At 50.8% G+C, this 17525-nt stretch carries 16 protein-coding genes; 2 read left to right on the forward strand and 14 right to left on the reverse strand.

All coding sequences use genetic code 11. From position 1 onward, the window contains the following. Nucleotides 1–68: 68 nt before the first annotated feature. Entirely contained in the window at nt 69–2795 is a 2727-nt protein-coding gene (locus BV405_RS10870; RefSeq protein WP_086480865.1) for an EAL domain-containing protein, read from the reverse strand. Nucleotides 2796–3392: 597 nt separating this feature from the next. Between BV405_RS10870 and BV405_RS10875 the strand changes: the two genes are divergently transcribed. After that, nucleotides 3393–3605 carry a hypothetical protein gene (locus tag BV405_RS10875; RefSeq protein ID WP_086480866.1) on the forward strand — a complete coding sequence of 71 codons (213 nt, stop codon included), beginning with the start codon at nt 3393–3395 and terminating at the stop codon, nt 3603–3605. On the opposite strand, the gene BV405_RS10880 is transcribed toward BV405_RS10875, so the two are convergent. Beyond that, nucleotides 3602–4261, reverse strand: a complete 660-nt coding sequence (locus BV405_RS10880; protein ID WP_217895627.1) for a DsbA family protein — start codon at nt 4259–4261, stop codon at nt 3602–3604. The genes BV405_RS10875 and BV405_RS10880 overlap by 4 nt on opposite strands. 129 nt (nt 4262–4390) lie before the next feature. Here BV405_RS10880 and BV405_RS10885 point away from each other — a divergent pair, with 129 nt between their 5' ends. After that, on the forward strand, nt 4391–5098 hold the full coding sequence (locus tag BV405_RS10885; protein WP_086480868.1) for a 16S rRNA (uracil(1498)-N(3))-methyltransferase: 708 nt from the start codon (nt 4391–4393) through the stop codon (nt 5096–5098). Between the two features lie 159 nt (nt 5099–5257). Here the strand turns inward: BV405_RS10885 and hemH are convergent, their stop codons facing one another. The 12 genes from hemH to eno form a co-directional block, all read right to left on the reverse strand. Then, complete coding sequence (gene hemH, locus BV405_RS10890) at nt 5258–6301, reverse strand: ferrochelatase (protein WP_086480869.1); 1044 nt, start codon at nt 6299–6301, stop codon at nt 5258–5260. A gap of 174 nt (nt 6302–6475) precedes the next feature. Then, the gene (locus BV405_RS10895) at nt 6476–6760 is read right to left on the reverse strand and encodes a DUF6482 family protein (protein ID WP_140054563.1); all 285 of its coding nucleotides are present in this window, start codon (nt 6758–6760) and stop codon (nt 6476–6478) included. A gap of 158 nt (nt 6761–6918) precedes the next feature. Then, nucleotides 6919–8700 (reverse strand): GGDEF domain-containing protein, encoded by a 1782-nt coding sequence (locus BV405_RS10900; protein WP_086480871.1) that lies wholly within the window; start codon nt 8698–8700, stop codon nt 6919–6921. A gap of 270 nt (nt 8701–8970) precedes the next feature. Next, nucleotides 8971–9945, reverse strand: coding sequence for an RNA polymerase sigma factor RpoS (rpoS, locus tag BV405_RS10905; protein WP_086480872.1), 975 nt, complete (start codon nt 9943–9945; stop codon nt 8971–8973). 500 nt (nt 9946–10445) lie between these two features. Beyond that, nucleotides 10446–11426 (reverse strand): DUF368 domain-containing protein, encoded by a 981-nt coding sequence (locus BV405_RS10910; RefSeq protein ID WP_217895628.1) that lies wholly within the window; start codon nt 11424–11426, stop codon nt 10446–10448. 72 nt (nt 11427–11498) lie between these two features. Continuing rightward, nucleotides 11499–12173, reverse strand: coding sequence for a protein-L-isoaspartate(D-aspartate) O-methyltransferase (locus BV405_RS10915; protein WP_086480873.1), 675 nt, complete (start codon nt 12171–12173; stop codon nt 11499–11501). 9 nt (nt 12174–12182) lie between these two features. After that, nucleotides 12183–12953 carry a 5'/3'-nucleotidase SurE gene (gene surE, locus BV405_RS10920; RefSeq protein WP_086480874.1) on the reverse strand — a complete coding sequence of 257 codons (771 nt, stop codon included), beginning with the start codon at nt 12951–12953 and terminating at the stop codon, nt 12183–12185. Between the two features lie 63 nt (nt 12954–13016). Further along, a complete protein-coding gene (gene truD / locus BV405_RS10925; RefSeq protein ID WP_086480875.1) occupies nt 13017–14153 on the reverse strand; it encodes a tRNA pseudouridine(13) synthase TruD in 1137 nt (378 codons plus the stop codon). A gap of 87 nt (nt 14154–14240) precedes the next feature. Next, complete coding sequence (ispF, locus tag BV405_RS10930; RefSeq protein ID WP_086480876.1) at nt 14241–14720, reverse strand: 2-C-methyl-D-erythritol 2,4-cyclodiphosphate synthase; 480 nt, start codon at nt 14718–14720, stop codon at nt 14241–14243. A gap of 28 nt (nt 14721–14748) precedes the next feature. Next, nucleotides 14749–15495, reverse strand: a complete 747-nt coding sequence (gene ispD / locus BV405_RS10935; RefSeq protein ID WP_086480877.1) for a 2-C-methyl-D-erythritol 4-phosphate cytidylyltransferase — start codon at nt 15493–15495, stop codon at nt 14749–14751. Between the two features lie 25 nt (nt 15496–15520). Beyond that, nucleotides 15521–15880, reverse strand: coding sequence for a cell division protein FtsB (gene ftsB / locus BV405_RS10940; RefSeq protein ID WP_086480878.1), 360 nt, complete (start codon nt 15878–15880; stop codon nt 15521–15523). A gap of 172 nt (nt 15881–16052) precedes the next feature. Then, the gene (eno, locus tag BV405_RS10945; RefSeq protein WP_086480879.1) at nt 16053–17348 is read right to left on the reverse strand and encodes a phosphopyruvate hydratase; all 1296 of its coding nucleotides are present in this window, start codon (nt 17346–17348) and stop codon (nt 16053–16055) included. Nucleotides 17349–17525: the final 177 nt, after the last annotated feature.

Here is a 17525-nt window from a genome sequence, read left to right on the forward strand (position 1 = left end):
CCGCTTTTATGCGGCCCTTTTTTATGCGCCTGATTAGCAGGTCTCAGCTCACCAGCTCTTAATCGCGCCTAGCTCACCATCATGGTGCTTTCAGGATCTACCGGCACCGGCAGAATACCGTGTGATTCGGTGTGATGGATAAAGGCTCTGAAGTCAGCCGCCATCATAGGCTTGGCAAACAGATAGCCCTGCCCCTCATCACAGCCCTGCTGCTTCAGCCATTCGAACTGAGCGAAGGTTTCGATCCCTTCGGCAATTACAGGAATCTTCAGATTTTTACCCAACTGTAGTGCTGCAGCAACCACCGCTTCATTCTGCCCCGGCATACCTTCAGCGATCATGGTATCGCGCACAAACTCCTGCGCCAGCTTAAGGCGGCCGATCGGCAGACGCTGCAGGTACAACAGTGACGAATAGCCGGTTCCAAAGTCATCGATGGAGAAACGGAGACCCAACGCCCGCAAGCGATTCATCACCATTTCTGCCTGACGAATATCCTGTACCAAGACCGTCTCTGTAATCTCCAATTCGATATATTGCGCTGGCAGCTGATGACGTTCCAGAATCGCCTCAACCTGTTCTACAAAGCCCTGTGCCAGCAGCTGCAATGATGAGACATTGACACCAATACCGCCAAAATCCACGCCCTGATCCAGCCAGCGACGTGCCTGACGGCAAGCCTCATTCATCACCCAGCGTCCAATATGGTGAATCAGGCCGCGCTCCTCAGCCAGAGGAATAAAGGTCGCCGGTGAGATCATCCCCCGCTCCGGGTGGTGCCAGCGAATCAGCGCCTCGCAGCCAATCACTTTCTCCGTCTGTAGCCCGATCTGGGGCTGGAACATCAGGAAGAGTTCGCCATTGTGCTGAGCACTTTCCAGATCCTTCGCCAGCAGGGTATTTTCAAAAATCCGCTGACTCATCTGTTCTTCATGGAAACGGTAGTGTCCCCGCTGTTCCCGTTTCACTTCTGACAGGGCAATATCCGCCTGCTCCATGACCTGCTCGATGGTAGCCGGACCATCCATCCAATGAGAGATACCAATACTGGCGCTGATCCGCAGATCGTGACCATCCAGAATCATCGGTTGAGTCAGAGTATCCTGCAGATGCTCTGCCCACTGACGGATCTCCTGCACGTCCTTAGGCTCATCCAGCAGAATGGCGAACTCATCACCATCAAGTCGCCCGAGGAAACCTGAAGGCGGTAAAACCCGCCTGATCAGCTCTGCCACCCTATACAGCAGCAAATCACCAATACGATGCCCCAGGGAGTCATTAATCAGCTTGAAGTGATCAAGATCGACAAACATAACGGCAAAGGAATTGCCCTGAATATTGAGCTTATTCACCGCTCCCTGCAGACTCAGCTTAAAGCGCTCACGGTTGGCCACACCGGTTAACTGATCAAAGTAAGCTAATCGGCGCACTTCATCCTCAGAGCGCTTACTCTCTGTAATATCCATAATAGAGCCGCAAAGACGCACAGCCCGCCCCTGTTTGTTCCACAGCGCCTGACCACGCATCCTTATCCACAGCCAGTTTTCCTGTTCGCTGCGCACCCGGTAGCGAACATCCAGAACCTCATGCTGGGCGATGTGAGCTTTCACCGCATCCTGAACCAGAGCACGATCCTTAGGATGAACCCGCTGCAACCACATCTCTGTGCTCTGCCACTCCTGACCACACTCGGGAGCACGCTGTCCCAAAATCTCCAGAAAACGCGGTGCAAGATAAAGATGGCCAGTTTCAAGGTTCCAGTCCCAGATACCATCATTCGTTCCACGGATCGCCAGTTCAAAGCGCTCTTCACTGACCCGTAGGGCTCGTTCGGTGACCAGTCGCTGATCCACTTCACGGCGCAAACGGCGCACAGAGAAAAGAGCAAAAATAACCAGGGCCAACAGAAACAACGCCAGCGCAAAACCGGCATAACGATAAACCTGTTCTTTGTTGATCACCCCTGACATCTCTGGATGTAGCCAGCGGCGATGAATCAGGTCCCGCTCAGCATCACTGATGCTGTACAGTCCCTTTTCCAGCATAGAAACCAGTACATCCAAATCCTTACGGGTCGCAAAACGAACCGCATAACTGTAATTAGCATCACCACTGACATCCAGATTACTGATGCCCTCACGTTTGATATGCCACCAGGCGCTGGCAACCACAGAAATCGCAGCATCAGCATTGCCGGAAGACACCGCCAGCATCAGATCACGGGAGCTTTTTAGTTCCAGCAGGCGAATATCGGGATTAAAGAGTCTCAGATGTTCAACAATGGCAGTGCCACGAATAACCGCAACGGTTTTACCTGCCAAATCATCCAGAGTCTTAAAGCCCGGCGAGGTTTTACGAACAAAGATCTTGTTGGCCAGAAAGGTATAGGGAGAGGTAAACAGCAGGTACTCTTCGCGGTCTGGTGTTGCAGAGGCAGCAAAGACCATATCCACTTCACCATGCTCTGCGCCCTGCAGCAAAGCAGAATAGGACGGATAGAAGCGGGTCTTAAAATTCAGAGGTAGCTTGTCTTCCAGCAACGCCAGAAAATCCATCGCAACGCCGCGATAGTGGCCATCGTCATCCTGAGACAACGTATGAGGCGGTACAAAGGCGATACCGACAGTCACAACGCCCATACGCTGATCCAGCCATTGCTGCTCCTGAGCTGTCAGAGCAACCTCAGCATCGTCATTACTGCCTGCAAATACTGGTGAAACAAACATCAGAAGCAGCAATAACAGGACAAAAGCCGCGAGATTCATCTCACGACGACAACATCCCTGTAAGTACATTTTGCCTACCTCGGGTAAGATAAAATTTAAATACCTAATATTACACAAGATAACATTAGAACACCCGAAGCCAGATCATTATTTCATTGTGTAACTGCTTATTTCAGCGAAAAAGCCCCAGCAAATTCACGCATCAAAAATACAGCTTAAACACCTTGATACAGATCAAGCGAAGCTGTTTTTTTAGACTTATCGGTTAACATCAAAAGTAAAACTCGCCATCCTCTAAATCCCACATAAAACATCTGGAAAAAACAAAAATCATATCCAGTGAGGGAATGAATGAAACATTCAACATCATGCAGGAGCATTTTTTACCGCAGCGATCAGCTGTTGGTAGAACTGGAGTCTCTTTTGGGACAGCTGGAGCATAAACGCTCCCGACTTAAGGATAAGATAGGAGGTGTGGTTTCTTCGGCGAAAGGCCGCAGAAGAGCAGGGATCAGATCTCAGATCTGATAGCTCACTCCCTTCGGTGTGCTGGTTACAAAAAGATGCATTTAAAAGATTTATTAAATGCATTGCTTTTGCTCCAATACAAAACAAGACAAATAAATACAGCTTTATGCGTCATGTTAACCGAAGGGAGTCACCCTCATGTCATTGGATACACTTCGCCAGATCGTAGCCCTCAACCAGAGAATTTCTGACAGCAACGACCGCTTTGTTACCGACTTCAAAGCCATCATCGAAAAACTCGACGCCGGACGCGAAAGCATGATGCAACATGCTGATCAGCTGAAATCGATGAAGAAGCCGGAATCCGCTAATTGCGAAACACCACACTCCTCTTCTATCGTGAAGGCTTAAGCCTTCAGCCGCTGGTGAATCTGGTCGATCATCACCGAAGCGTCTTTGTAATCCAGAGCGATTTCAAACCACTTATCCGCAGTTTTCAGTACCAGAGTCGGAAAGCTTCTTGCTCCCAGGTGGTGATTAAAGGCTAATTCCTGCTCGAACTCTTCATTAACGTCCGGTCCGACAATCGCCTTTTCAAACGCACTGCGATCCATACCAACACTCTCTGCGCAATCTGCCAGGGTATCGATATCGGACGGATTTTTAGCCTTCAGATAGTAAGCTTCCTGAATGACTGCAATCATTGCATCCGCTTTACCCTCTTTTCTTGCCAGAAGAAGTGCACGGCAAGCCGGATAGGTGGAGCGTCTCGGCTGGCACTGTGTCCAGAAGTCATGGTTGAAACGGGTACCCACTGTCGCTTCTATCTTCTTCCAGATAGCAGCGATCTGCTCCTGCTGACCTTCCGGCATCGGCTCATCACTATCCGGGGCCAAACCGCCCGCCAAGGTGTAATAACCCAGCTCAGGGAAAGTCTTCCGGATCTCAGCCAGAACAGGCTTAAACGCCCAGCACCAGCTGCACATAGGGTCCATGATATAAACAAGTGCGGCCTGCTCATCCTGAATCAGCTGCTTTAGATAATCTGTCATTGAATTCGTGGCCATAACAAAACCTTTATCTTGCCCTTTCTCACCGCAACTCAGCTATTCTCATTTCAACAAATAGCCTTGTGCCGGACTTGCATTGCGGGCTGGTGGGATTATGATGCCTGCTTCTTAAGGCAGGGTATAACGATGAATTTAATCTTACTGTATGAGTCGGACTTTATCAGCGAGGATAAAGTTCATCTGACGGATCACAGAGCGCAACATATCCAGAAAGTACATCGGGCCGAAGTTGGCGACCAGCTTAAGGTTGGCCGGCTGAACCAGCTGATGGGCTCAGGTATTGTTCTGCAGTCAGACTCTGATGGGGTCATCCTGCAAACCACTTTCTCTCAGGAACCGCCAGCACCTCTGCCGCTGACCCTGATTCTGGCTCTCCCCCGCCCCCGTATGCTGGCCCGATCACTGCAGCATATCAGCACCCTGGGCGTAAAACGTCTGATCCTGCTGAATACCAAACGGGTGGAAAAAAGCTACTGGATGTCTCCGGAACTAAAGCCGGAAAAGATTCACGACAATTTGATTCTGGGGCTGGAGCAGGCGAAAGATACTCTGCTGCCGGAAGTGATTCTGGAAACCCAGTTCAAGCCTTTTGTTGAAGATCGTTTACCTGAGATTGTTGCCGGAACCCGGGGACTGGTAGCACACCCCGGTAGCCCGGATGCCTGTCCGCGTGGTCTTGAGGAAGAAACCACACTGGCGATCGGCCCAGAGGGCGGCTTTATCCCTTACGAGGTGGAAAAGCTGGTGGAAGCAGGTCTGCAGCCGGTGCACCTTGGAGATCGTATTCTGCGGGTAGAAACAGCGGTGACGGCACTGCTCGCCCGTCTGTTCTGACAAGAGTGTTTTGCTTAAAAGAGCGTTGCTGACACTTTCATCTCGCTTTCCGCAACAGAGACATTAAAAAGCCCTGATCACCATTTGGCGGCAGGGCTTTTTAGATTGCGTCCCTAAGAACGGATTAATATCCGGCCTGAAAAGTCAGCCGGTTCAGTATCAGGCACAAACCTTCTCCTGAATCAGATCCGCCAGCAGGCCGATATGATCGTCCCGGGCGTTCAACGCTGGAACATAACTCAGGGATTGGCCACCGGCTTCGCAGAAGATATCCCGGTTTTCGACCTGAATCTCTTCCAGGGTTTCCAGACAGTCAGCAGCAAAGGCCGGGCAGATCACATCCACCTTGCCGATCTCCTGCCCCCACTGCTCAAGGGTTTTATCGGTGTAAGGCTGCAGCCACTCTTCTCGGCCAAAACGGGACTGGAAGCTGCACAGCCACTCGCTCTCCTTCAAACCCAATCTTGCCGCCAGCTGCTCAGCCGTATGATGGCAATGCTGCGGGTAAGGGTCACCATTATCAGCATAACGCTTCGGGATGCCGTGGAAGGAGATCAGCAGACGCTCTCCCTTGCCATGCTCCTGCCAGTGGTCCTTCACGGATTGCGCCAGTGCATCCAGATAGCCATCGCGACGATAATAATCACGGATAAAACTGATCGCAGGGAATTCAGGTCGCTTGGCAATCACTTTAGCCAGCTTATCAAAGACTGCACCTGTGGTTGTTGCGGAATACTGTGGGTACAGCGGCAGTACAATCACCTCTTCCACGCCCTGATCCACCAGATTCTGCAGGCCTTTGGCCATGGCAGGATTACCGTAGGTCATCGCCAATTCTACCGGCAGATCCAGACCGCGTTTCTGCAGTTCAGCTTTGACTGCACTTTGCTGCTGCAAGCTGATAGCCAGAAGCGGAGAGCCCTGTTCGGTCCAGACCTCGGCATAGGCTTTCGCCACACGCTTAGGACGAACCTGAAGAATAATCCCGTGCAGAATCGGACACCACAGCCAGCGGGTCAGATCCACGACACGACGATCATGAAGAAATTCAGCAAGATAGCGTTTTACCGCCTCAGGGGTGGGAGCATCAGGCGTACCCAGATTTACCAGAAGTACACCCTGACGAAGATTTGAAGCACTGACGTTACGCTTAGATTCGGTAGCGGCAGACGCTGCGTTTGCAGCTAAGGTCACATCGGACATCGTTATTCCCTGTTTACAACACATCAACCCGGCCTGATCACTCACGTTGGTTTAAAACGTGGCTCAGTATCTGAGGCTCTTATACGGTGTTGCTATGATAACGTGTCCTGAGGAATAAAAAAAAATACCTGAAACTATTTTAGCTGCCTTTTTACAGGCAAAAGCTGCAGGGGATCAGGCGATCTGAGCGCGCCAGCCCTGGTTCATTACCGGCTGAGCCAGTGCAGAAAGACGGGAAAGAATACGGCGGGATTTAACCTGCTGAACCCCCAACTGCTGCAGCATATCGCGGGCGGTTTCTTCATCACGGAATACCAGAGGCTTACCCTTTTGTCCCTGCAGACGGTAGTTAGCCTCGCCATGACTGATCTCAACAGTGAAGTACACGCCTTCATGGTGAGACTGGATCTGAATATCGGTTGCCGGATGCTGTTCCAGATGATGGTGTAATTCTGTCATTTTCATAGTCATTATCTCATTATCATGTCTTATTCGCGGTTGGCGTTTTTACCAACCCTTCGTTTCTTACTTTCAGTAATACCTGTTATACGCAGGCTAAACGACAGAATTGCGACATTTCCATGACAGTTCGATGACAGCCGTCAAAGGAGTAGTTATCAGGCCAGACACTCTTCCGATTCTGAGAACAGATTCACAACAGAGCCGGCTAGTTGCGCTACCAGACTGTTGCCCTTGGCATGCTTGGCCTCGTGTTTGATATGACTCAGCTGGCTGGCAATCTCTTTCGCTGAGCCAAAATCTGCGGATTCCGAATCGATTGCCGCGACCGAGATACTCATCAGACCAAAAAAGCGTTTTTCACCAAAACGATCTTCCGCCCAGATGCCGCCATCGCCTAAGTGATCCGGACTGTAGAAACTGCGACGATACTGGCTGAACTCTTCCAGAGCCGCCTGCACATAATCCTGCCAGTTTGTACTCTGGAAAATCACCACGTAATCATCACCGCCGACATGACCGACAAAATCCAGCTGAGGATGACTGTGTTTTTTCAGCAACTGGGAAACACTCAACAGAATGTCATCGCCTTTGGCATAACCATACTGATCGTTATATGGCTTAAAGTTATCCAGGTCGAAATAACAGGTAACAAAGGAGGCCTTGGTCGCAATCAGCTGATCGATATGCTCCTGAATCAGCACATTACCCGGCAAGCCGGTCAGCGGGTTGGAGTTCTGTGCGCTTTTCAGCTGCATCTCGGTGATCATTTTCAGCAGATCAATCACCTGTCCGATACCGTAGTAATAACCGTTTTCCGTGATGATAAAGTCTTCTTCCAGACGATTGCGGTTCCTTTGAGTGACCAGCTGGCTGACCTTTTCCATACGCATGTGGCGCTCTACGGTCATAAAGCTCTGATCAAGAATCTGGCTGACCGGCTTTTTACTGTAAAGGTCACGGCCGAAGGCCTTACTCAGTTTCTGCAGCAAGCGGGATCGTTTGATCATACCCACCGGAACACCGCCGGATACCACAGGAACAGAGAACCAGTGTTCATTCTGCTCAAATATATCCACCACCTCTTCCACCAGGGTCTCAGGGGTCACCGGAGGGATATCCAGCTTCAGGCGACCTATCTGCCCATCATCCTTGTACATCTCTCTACTCTCCTTGATCTGTTGCCAGACCATCTGAGTTGACTGGGATACTTCCCGAACCGGGTGGGGATGCGGTCGGGCAAAATAATAGCCCTGCAGATAATCCACACCGATCTCTGACAGAGCTTCAAATTCCTGGCGGGTTTCGATTCCTTCAGCAACCACCTGGCTGTTAACCGCCCGGGCAATCTCAACGATTGAACGGACGAAGTCCCGTTTAACCTTATCTTTATCAATACCAGAAACAAAGTGACGGTCGATTTTGACGTATTCCGGTTGCAGCTCAGACCAGAGCCTTAAACTGGAATACCCAGCCCCCAGATCATCCAGCGCAATGGAAAAGCCTTCGCCCTGATAATGTCGAACCGCCCGACACATAAGCTCGTAATCATGAGTTGGCGAATGTTCGGTGATCTCAATAACCACCTGATCCGGTCTCAAGCCGTAATTATTCAACAGGTCTAATGTTAAACCTTTGTGATGATCTGCTTGCAGCAGGGTTTCAGGTGTCACATTCAGGAAAAGCTTCCCCGGCAGTTCCTGACGGGTAAAGTTTTCAATGGCACGGCTGCGGCAAACCCCTTCCAAAGCAAACAACTGCTGCTGGCGTTTGGCCTCTTCAAACAGACGAATAGGGCTGCAGAAATAGCTGTCAGCTGGCCCACGGCTGAGGGCCTCATAGGCAAAAATAGACTGGCCCTCGGCACCGATAATCGGCTGAAACAGGGTATTGATCTGTTGAGACTCGATAATTTCGAGCAACTCGGCGGTATGTGCCATTGAAATGTCATCTCCAGTAAAGCGGCACAGGTCTACCCCTGTGCAATAGGAGCAATTACACCAGCGAAAAATGACAAAATTGCTACAACACCGACTTAAGGATGCATAAGAGATGAAACTTAGATTTCAATCAAGAAGTCATTCCGGTCTGACAATTCCTTTTAACCGTTAGCGGATTTAAGCAGCCGGGGCTGTCCCGGGCAGCTTTTGAGCAGGCAATAAAAAAGCCATGGTGTGCACCATGGCTTTAAGCAAGCGGAGATCAAAGGGTCAGTCTGCAAACACAGACTCGATTGAGATACCCTGTTTTTCCATCATGCGACGCAGTCGGCGGAGGGCTTCTACCTGTATCTGACGCACCCGCTCGCGGGTCAGGCCGATCTCTTCACCCACCTGTTCCAGGGTTGAAGGTTCGTAGCCATGCAGACCAAAGCGGCGAACAACCACTTCAGACTGTTTCTCAGTCAGTTCAGAGAGCCAAAGATCCATATGCTGAGTGAAGTCATCTTTCTGCAGCACAGAGGCCGGATCCATATCTTCAGCATCAGCAATGGTTTCCACCAGAGGCTTATCCATATCACCACCCACAGGGTAGTCCATGGATGTGACACGTTCGTTAAGACCCAACATCTTTTCAACCGCTTCTACAGGACGATCCAGAGATGCTGCAATCTCTTCAGCAGTGGCTTCATGATCCAGCTTTTGGGTCAGTTCACGCGCGGCTCTGAGATAAACATTCAGCTCTTTCACCACATGAATCGGCAGACGAATGGTGCGGGTCTGATTCATCAGGGCACGTTCGATGGTCTGACGAATCCACCAGGTCGCGTAGGTAGAAAAACGGAAACCGCGTTCAGGGTCGAACTTCTCTACCGCACGGATCAGACCGAGGTTACCCTCTTCGATAAGATCCAGCAGGGAAAGTCCGCGATTCAGATAACGTCGCGCAATCTTAACCACCAGGCGGAGGTTACTTTCGATCATACGACGTCGGCCAGCCTCATCGCCTTTACGGGCAAGACGGCCAAAATAAACTTCTTCTTCAGGGGAAAGGAGTGGGGAGAATCCGATCTCGTTCAGGTAGAGCTGGGTGGCATCCAGACTTTTCTCAGATTTATCTTCACGCTCTAGGGCGCGTTCGAAATCTGCTTCTGCCTGCTTCTCAGCAGAGAGTGAGTCTGAATGGTTATCTGTATCTAATACAGTGTCCTGCTCTGTTTCAAAATCATGATCTAAAGTCGTCATAGCAGTATTCCCATGTCCTGTGGTGAGGTCTTTTTCTGAAAAGCACCATCACTATTATTTTTATCGATACAGGCCTGTGACTGGGTGTTGTGACTGCTCTACTTCCGATGTATCAAAATTATCACAACCGACCAAAATGGCCTTTAGTGCATTGTTTGAACATTTGCGCTCAATTCGTTGAGATTGTTGATACTGATTCGCTTACCACGAATCACCAGGTCTTTTGCAAAGCACTTAACCAGTTGATTTATAATAGTTTTTACAACTTGGTCAGTTCGAAATGCTTTGCGACTTTACAGATGACTAAGAGACTTCTCGGTCACCCCGTACCTATGACGCTATAACTTTCGTAGCAGGGTGTGCAACTGTTTTTTTTAATTCTTCAAAAAAACATCAATGAATAAAATTCACTGCGGAGGGAGAGGCTGCCTGAAAAATATCAAACAGCCTTGAAGATCAGTAAGATAGACAAATCAATCAGGATTCATCATTTGATTAATTTATTTTTCACCCTGACGATTAAAAAACCAGACCAGAGCAAAACCTAAAAACATCAGAATTATTGCCGGAACCAACTGGGCATTCATTCCGGTTAATTGCTCATAGGCCGATGGCAAAAGATTGTCATGGGTAATGGGGGCCGCCTTGCCGTGGCTGTCGATCTTGTACGACACCACCTGACGCCAGGGCCAGATCTGAGACAAAGACCCGATCAGTACACCGGTCAGCAGCGCCAGCGTCATCTGACGGAATCGATGGAACAACCAGCTCAGCACCTGAGAAAAACTCAGAATGCCCGCAGCACAGCCACCGGCAAACCAGAGCATGGTGATCAGCTCCAGATTCTTCACCGCATGCATAACGCCGCCATAAACGCCCATGATCAGTAGCAGGAAGCTACCGGAGATACCCGGTAAAATCATCGCGCAGATCGCAATAGAACCGGCAATAAAGACGTGAACAGGATTACCCACATCCAGTGTCGGCATCAGCTGGTTTATCAGCATCATCAGAATGACACCACCCAACAGAGCAAGGGTAGTTTTCCAGCTACGATCCTTAATCTCTCCGTAAATACTAAGTACCGAGGCGCTCACCAGCCCGAAGAAAAAAGCCGACAGTAAAACCGGCTGCTCTTCCAGCAGATAACTGATCACATGGGCCAGCAGCAAAATACTGCTGAGAATGCCGCCCAGCAGGGTCAGCAGGAAAGTACCATCTACCTTCTGCCAGACCGCTTTAAACCCTTCCTTACGCCAGGTTATCAGCAAGGACGGATTGATACTGCGGATCGACTCGATCAGTTGCTCATAGATACCTGTGATAAAGGCAACCGTACCACCGGAAACCCCTGGTACAGCATCGGCCGCCCCCATCGCCATACCCTTGATGAAAACCCGTATACCGTACTGATGATGCTTAACGCGGGATTGTGTAAGACCTGACGAGGATGAGTCAGAAGAAGGATTCGGCGTGCTCAAACAGGATACTCCCTAAAGAAAACAAATTCGGATAATCAAAGCCAAGACATCTGCGGATAAAACCCGATGAAACTAAACCAGTCCCGGCTGCAGAGGAACAAAATGGACAGACTCTAGCACTTCTGACTGATGACCGGACTCACTCCGGCAGACCCTTGTCAGCCATTGCTCTTCACCACTGCCGACAGGTACAACCATAATGCCGCCTTCAGCCAATTGTTCCAGCAACTGGGGCGGTACCGATTCAGGAGCTGCGGTAACAACAATCGCATCATAGGGAGCTTTTTCATCCCAGCCCTGATAACCATCGGCATGGTGCAGTTGGATGTTATTCAGTGTCAGCGCCTGAAAGCGCTCTTTCGCTTTAGGCTGAAAACCCGCAATACGCTCAAGACTGATCACCTGATCAAACAAACTTGCCAGAATAGCAGTCTGATAACCGGAACCGGTGCCTATCTCGAGGACTTTTTTCGGGCGCTCCGGCAAAGTCAAAAGCAGCTCAGTCATACGGGCAACAACCCAGGGCTGAGACAGCGTTTGCTGATAACCTATCGGCAGGGAGATATCTTCATAAGCCCGATGAGACAGGGCTTCATCGAGAAAAATATGCCTTGGCATACGAGCCATCAGAGTCAACAGCTCTTCGTTCTCAATCCCCTGTTCTTTCAGGCGATCCACCATACGGTTTCGGGTTCTCTGGGAAGTCATCCCAATACCCTGCAGATTCCATTTCTCAGACGCGTTCATCCTGACTCCTTAATCGGCGACCAGCTCAGTGGCAGAACTCACAGATACCAACCAGTTGGCGAGATTGTCGCGGGCTTTCTCCTGAGTCAGGTCGACATGCAAAGGCGTGATACTGATATAGCCTTCGGCAACCGCATGAAAATCGGTTTCTGGCCCGGCATCACGGGTGCCGCCTGCGGCAGGAATCCAGTAACGCTGCTTCCCTCGCGGATCCAGTACTGGCTCAGGCTCACCGGCAGGATGGCGTTTACCCAAACGGGTCAGGCGAATGCCCCGGATCTCCGAATAAGGCCGATCCGGAACATTGATATTCAGAATGCTGCCTTCAGGCAGATCCAGCGAGTGATAGCCGTCCAGCAGACGAGCCACAAATTCAGCCGCGGTATCAAAATGTTTTTTACCCGCCAGAGATACTGCAATGGAAGGCACCCCCAAAAAACGACCTTCTGTTGCCGCTGCCACGGTGCCGGAATAGAGCACATCATCACCCATATTGGCACCGTGATTGATTCCGGCAATCACCAGATCCGCTTCCGACTGAAACAGCTGAGACAAGCCCATATAGACACAGTCGGTTGGTGTGCCATCGATACTGTGAAAACCATTCTCCATGGTTTCAGGGCACAAAGGGCGACTTAGAGTCAGGGAATTACTGGCACCGCTGCGGTCACGATCCGGAGCAACAACGGTTACTTTTTCAGCTTCTGTTTTAAGACGTTCGGCCAGAACTCTCAGTCCTTCCGCACGAACCCCATCATCGTTTGATAAAAGTAATTTCATTCTCTAAGGCCTCTTCGTGCTCTTATTCTAAGATTCAACCGATTATCAGATTCAGCCGGATAACTAGCGATCTTCCGCTTCGGTGAAGCTACTGTCCCAACGGGCGACTTCCCGCAGCATGGAGGTAGCGAAAGTGCCCACCGGTAGCATAAAACTCAGAACCAAATCGGTCTGGCCGTTTTCCTGCTGCCAGTCCCAGTGCAGATGCTCAGGGATCAGACGCAGGGCACGGCGCTCAGGATTTAAACCGGAGCTTTCGATGCCTGCAGCTAACGCCGGATAACGACCAACCACTTCCGCTTCCAGTTCGCGGGCTGCTGCAGTGACTTTAGGCTCACCAGCCCCCCAAAGAGGCCCGGTCGGGTGAATCACACCATCTTCCAGTCGTTGCTGAACATCGGCATCGCCCAGCTCAATAGCAAACTGACTGCGACTACCCGAGAAGGTCGCCACATCACCTTCCAGCCATGCCTGCCAGTTATCACGCTCAATACGCTCTGCCAGAACACGGTTAAACAGCCAGCTGCGCAGCGCGGACAACATCATAGCGCGGCCATCTTTGTCACGCTTACTGAGTTTCAGGGATTCACCCGCCTCAACACGCATGACCGCCTTGCTCAGGTTGTTGCCTTTGCGGCCAAAACGCTGTTCGCCAAAATAGTTCGGCACGCCTTGAATAGCGATCTTATCCAGCAGGGCTTCTGCCGCAGCCTGATCACCGTCAAAGCCACGCAGGCGGATGGAAAACTTATTCGCCCGATGCACACCACGTTTCAGTTTCTTGCGGTGACGGATCGCTTTCAGGATCTCAACACCTTCAATACAGAACTCACTCCAGTCCGGAGATTCCAGACCAGGAATATGCACACTAAACCACTGTAACGTCACCGCATGACGATCTTTCATGCCGGAATAGGAAACCGCGTTAAAACCGACCTTGGCAAAACGCGCCAGCTGACGGGCGACCCAGTCGGTATTGTTGCCGCGTTTGCGAATCCAGAGGAAGTGATGCTCGCCTTCACCTTCCGGCTCAAAGCCCAGAATCTCCTCCACCTGAAAATCTTCAGGCTCAGCCCGAAGCTGTGCTGTCGCAACCGGGCCTCCCCAGGCATAAGGAAATTCCAGAGACAGCGGGCATACCAGATCCTCTTCCTCGTAGAAGGGTTTACGGTTTTCCGGTGCAGATGTGGATTCAGACATTCACTCAGTTCCAATTAAAAGAATACAGGGCCAAGGCCCAAAAATTGTTCAGTCGACAGACGTATGCGCTACGGGGAACCCAGAGCGTTAGGAATCAGCCTTGATCAGCAGCGCAACAGCATGGGCTGCAATACCCTCTTTACGACCGGTAAAACCCAACTTTTCAGTTGTCGTCGCTTTGACATTAACCGCTGAAATATCGACTTCCAGATCCGCTGCCAGATGAGCCCGCATCGCTTCAATATGCGGAGCCATTTTAGGTGCCTGGGCGACTAAGGTGCTGTCGATATTACCCACAACCCAGCCCTCTGCTTTCATAAGGCTAACCACATGGCGCAGCAGGTTGCGGCTGTCAGCACCTTCAAATTCAGGATCCGTATCCGGGAAGTGTTTGCCGATATCACCAAGGCCTGCAGCCCCCAAAAGCGCATCGCACAGCGCATGAATCAGGACATCACCATCAGAGTGTGCCAGCAGGCCTTGTTCGTAAGGAATACTAACACCGCCCAGAACCACATGATCACCGGGGCCAAACTTGTGTACATCAAAACCGTGACCGATTCGCATGGTCTCTCCTCAGATGAATAGGAATAAATTAAGACGCTGACCCGTTCTGCCCTGATACTTGCTGCTCCAGCTGCGCCCGGATAAAAAGCTCTGCAAAGGCCAGATCATCAGGGTGGGTCACTTTGATATTGTCTCTGTGCCCGGCGACAAGCTGAGGACTAAAACCAGCCCATTCAAGTGCCGATGCTTCGTCCGTAATCGTAGCGCCAGCAGCCAAACCGTCTTCCAAGGCACGATACAGCCTGCCAAAGCGGAACATTTGAGGTGTCAGAGCATGCCAAAGCGCGTTGCGATCTACCGTCTCAGAAACAGAACCATCCGGGTTGCTACGTTTCATGGTATCGGCAACCGGTAGCGCCAGAATCCCGCCAATAGCAGAATCTTTAAGCTGAGCTACCAGATCTTCGATATCGCTTTCCCGCACACAGGGGCGGGCGACATCGTGCACTAATACCCAGTCATCTTCAGATGCTTCGGCTGAAATCGCTTTCAGGCCATTAAGCACCGAATCCGCCCGCTCTTTACCACCGGCGACTTCCCGCAGAGAAACGCCCGTTGGCTTTTGAATAGCAGGCCAATAAGGATCTTCCGGATTAAGACAGATAACAAACTCCGCCTGAGGCAGAGCTATCGCCAGACGCTCCAGAGTATGTTCGATAATAGGACGGCCATTTAACGGCAGGTACTGCTTAGGACGATCCGCCTGCATTCGAGAGCCGACACCGGCAGCAGGAATAATCAGCCACATTTTGGGAGTGGTGGATAATTGACTCATAACGCACCCAGTCTTTGAATTCTGATCACTGGCTGACCACTTCCGGCTGACTGAGGCTACCGGGCTGGGATGCTGAAGAGGGAGAGGAAACCACTTTATTCTTCTGCCTGGATTCATCAATCAACAGAAAGAAGGTTTCGTTAGGGCGCACCATGCCCAGCTCATAGCGGGCGCGCTCTTCGATAGCGTCCAGACCGCTTCTCAGGTCAGCAACTTCAGCGGCAAGGGCATCATTTCGCTTAGCCAGCTCGGCATTTTCAGCCTTACGGACTTCAATACGGCTTTCCAGCTGCCAGGTTTCCGGCAAACTGCTCTCTCCAAACCACAGACGAAGCTGCAGTAAGACGATCAAGACCACCAGAATTAAATTAAGAAAACGAAACATGGGTTCGGTCTGTATCCCGATAGTAAGCCATCGATATCGGCCAGAGGGCAAAAGCGCAGGCCATTGAGAAAACAGGCATTATGAGTGAAAAAGCAGCGACAAAAAAGGGGAACCCTAAGGCTCCCCTCTTTTTACCGGCCCTTACGGGCAAGTATCAGATCTGATCGGCGAATTAAGCCTGACCTTTGATCTCTTTCAGACCGTTGTAAACGGCTTTGTCACCCAGCTCAGCTGCGATTTCCAGCAGGCGGTTGTACTTAGCAACACGGTCAGAACGGCACAGAGAACCAGTCTTAATCTGACCCGCAGCAGTACCTACTGCCAGATCAGCAATCGTGGTGTCTTCAGTTTCACCGGAACGGTGAGAGATCACGGCAGTGAAGCCCGCATCTTTCGCCATCTTGATCGCGTCCAGAGTTTCGGACAGAGAACCGATCTGGTTGAATTTGATCAGGATAGAGTTACCGATGCTTTCTTCGATACCACGAGCCAGAATCTTAGTGTTGGTTACGAACAGGTCGTCACCTACCAGCTGAACTTTGTCACCGATCTTCTTAGTCAGGTAAGCCCAGCCTTCCCAGTCAGACTCATCCAGACCATCTTCAATAGAAACGATCGGGTAGTTTTCAGTCAGAGCGGCCAGGTAATCACCGAAACCTTCTGCGTCGAATACTTTACCTTCGCCGGACAGGTCGTATTTGCCATCTTTGTAGAACTCAGATGCTGCACAGTCCAGAGCCAGAGTGACGTCTTTGCCCAGCTCATAGCCTGCGTTGCTGATCGCTTCTTTGATCACAACCAGCGCTTCTTCGTTAGAAGCCAGGTTAGGAGCGAAACCACCTTCGTCACCTACCGCAGTGTTCAGGCCTTTTGCCTTCAGAACCGCTTTCAGTGCGTGGAAAATTTCAGTACCGCAACGCAGTGCTTCGTTGAAAGAAGTGAAGTTAACCGGCTGAACCATAAACTCCTGGATATCAACGTTGTTATCCGCGTGCTCACCACCGTTCAGGATGTTCATCATAGGCACAGGCATAGAGAACTGACCGGCAGTGCCGTTGATCTCTGCGATGTGTGCGTACAGAGGCATGCCTTTGTCAGCCGCTGCTGCTTTAGCGGCTGCCAGAGAAACCGCCAGAATAGCGTTAGCGCCCAGAGTCGCTTTGTTCTCGGTACCGTCCAGTTCCAGCATCTTGTTGTCCAGCGCACGCTGGTCCGCAGCATCCATACCGATCAGGGCGGCACGGATAGTGGTGTTCACGCCTTCAATAGCTTTCAGAACACCTTTACCCAGGTAACGGCCTTTGTCGCCATCACGCAGTTCCAGCGCTTCGCGGGAACCGGTAGAAGCACCGGAAGGTGCGCATGCACGAGCACTAACGCCGGATTCCAGAATTACTTCGGCTTGTACCGTTGGGTTACCACGAGAATCAAGCACTTCAAGTGCTTTGATATCAACGATTGCTGTCATTTGGATTTTTCTCCAGGTTTGCTTAATAACGTAAAGCGATTCAATAAGGTTTTATCGCTCCCTGAGGGGAACGGCAGAGCTCTTTAACTGAAAGCTCTCTAACTAAAAATTCTCTAACTGAAACGACCGGAGCCAGTCTGGTCAGAACAGCTCCGGTCAGAAAATCAGGCTGAAAAG

The sequence above is a fragment of the Oceanospirillum sanctuarii genome (assembly GCF_002150805.1).
GTDB lineage: Bacteria > Pseudomonadota > Gammaproteobacteria > Pseudomonadales > Halomonadaceae > Oceanospirillum > Oceanospirillum sanctuarii.